Annotated in this window: 1 protein-coding gene and 1 pseudogene; both read left to right on the top strand. The window is 61.5% G+C overall.

Annotated elements, in window-relative coordinates; all coding sequences use genetic code 11:
* Positions 1–246 precede the first annotated feature (246 nt).
* Positions 247–893, top strand: a pseudogene (locus EP26_RS30615) (ISNCY family transposase); the annotation flags it as partial.
* 82 nt (positions 894–975) lie between these two features.
* Positions 976–2,087 (top strand): sensor domain-containing diguanylate cyclase (locus tag EP26_RS34380; RefSeq protein ID WP_157033987.1); only part of this gene is annotated, 1,112 nt, incomplete at its 3' end.

Raw genomic sequence — 2,087 nt, 5'->3', positions numbered from 1 at the left:
CGATCCAACGATGACACTGACGGTCTGGGCCATAGCCGGAGAATTCCACCGCAGCGGCCCGCTGTGAATCCTCCGTCTGGGTCAGTGCACTAGGTTGGCAAAGTTTGCTGCTGCGCGGCGTTGATTGAGGGATCCTTTGACGAGCTCTGGAGGCGCGGCATGGCCAGACTATCAGCGCGGGCGGAACCCGCGCGGGAGCGGGTGCTGGTTCCCCTCCGGCAGAACTGCCCGGGTTGCGGCGGCCACATGCGATTGCGCTACGAGAACCGCCGGACCCTGGTGACGCTGTCTGGGTCGGTGCGGCTGCGGCTGAAGATCCGCTGCTGCGAGCATGAGGGCTGTGCACGTCATCGCCGGCGTACCGGCCCGAGGCGGAGGGCGCGATGGCACTCCCCCAGCATGAGTTCGGCCTGGACGTGGTGGCGCTGGTGGGAGCGCTGCGTCACCGGGATCACCGCAGCGTGCCGGAGATCCATGCCGCCCTGCGGGGGCGGTGGGTGGAGATTGCCGAGCGGAGCGTGACCAATCTGCTGGACCGTTATGACGAGTTGCTGGCCACCTCGCTGAGCGATACCCGGCGGCTGCGTCGGGTTCTGACCAGGCAAGGGCGGGCCACCCTGGCGCTGGACGGCATGCAGCCAGACGTCGGCCATGAGGTGCTGTGGGTGGTGCGCGGGTGCCTCTCGGGCAAGGTTCTGTTGGCGCGCAGTCTGTTGTCGGGCACGGCCGAGAACCTGGCGTCCCTGCTCGTCGAGGTGGCGGCGGCGATCGGGGTGCCGGTGGAGGGTGATCAGCGACGGACAGACTTCGATCCGGCGGGGGAGGGGGGGGTGGAACGGGCTCTGCCAGGCGTGCCACACCAGCTCTGCCAATTTCACTTCCTACCGCATGCTGGATTAGGCACAAATTTCCCAGATTATGGTTGATGTTACCGTTCCGGGGTGAGCGTGATGCGGACCTACCCGGAGATGTCGTGTGGCTCCCTTTCATTCAGCCGCGGCTCGTAAAGTCACACTTTATTGGCGCCTTCTGCTGCTCGCCTCGATTGCGGTTCCTGGGCTAGTCACCGCGGCTGCTGCTTGGCAAAACCACAAACATCTTATGACCGCAGCCCGCGACACCCTCGAGCGCACCACAGCCTTGGCGCGGGAACACGCGCTGAAGGTGACCGAGACTAACCTGCTGGTGCTCGACCGCATTGAAGATCGAGTGCACGGTTTAGCTTGGGAAGCTATCCTGCGTCGACAGGAGACCCTTCACCGCGACCTTCGTAGCATTGACGAACAAATTGAGCAGATCGCGGCTCTCCACCTGGTAACACCCAACGGGCTTATCGCCGCAGTCAGCACGGTTTTTCCTGCCCCTGCGGTTCCAATCACTGACCGTTCTTACTTCAAGCGCCACGCGGCTGGTGAAGCAGGACCGCTTTTTGGCGACCCCATTGTGAGCCGTATTTCTGGCAAACTGGCCTTTACCATGACACGCCGACGCGCTGGACCCAATGGGGAGTTCGACGGAATTGTCTTTGGTTCCTTTCTGCCGGAGTATTTTCAACGTCACTGGGAAACGCTTGTAGCTGGCAGGAGCATTTACCTCACGCTTCTACGCGCGGATGGACAGTCTCTGGCTCAGTTTTCGCCAGCATCTACGATCGAAACTGCATCGCCCGTAAACGGCGAGCTGGTGCAAGCCATCAACTCGGCTGACAGCGGTTTGCTCAAAATGGGATTACGGTCCGACGGGACCGAGCGGCTGGTCGCCTTCAGCCGGATTGGTCAACATCCGCTGTATATCGTATCCGCTCTGAGTCTGTCCGCCATTTGGGCAGAGTGGTGGAGCGATCTAGGTGTGATCGTTGCTTTCGGCACACTGACCAGCGTGTGCCTGATCTTTCTGACCTTGCAAGCAGGTCGGCGGTGGCGCGCGGCACAAGAGGCTGTTCTCCTTCATTCGGCAACACATGACGCGCTAACCGGCTTACCAAATCGTAGGAGGCTACAAGAGAGGCTGAGTGAGATGCTGGCGGGATCAACCCGAGGAAAGCATCCCATCGCGCTTCTGATGATCGATTTGGATCGCTTCAAACC

Source organism: Belnapia moabensis DSM 16746, from assembly GCF_000745835.1.
GTDB classification, from domain to species: domain Bacteria; phylum Pseudomonadota; class Alphaproteobacteria; order Acetobacterales; family Acetobacteraceae; genus Belnapia; species Belnapia moabensis.
This window is presented reverse-complemented; position numbering and strand designations above follow the sequence as displayed.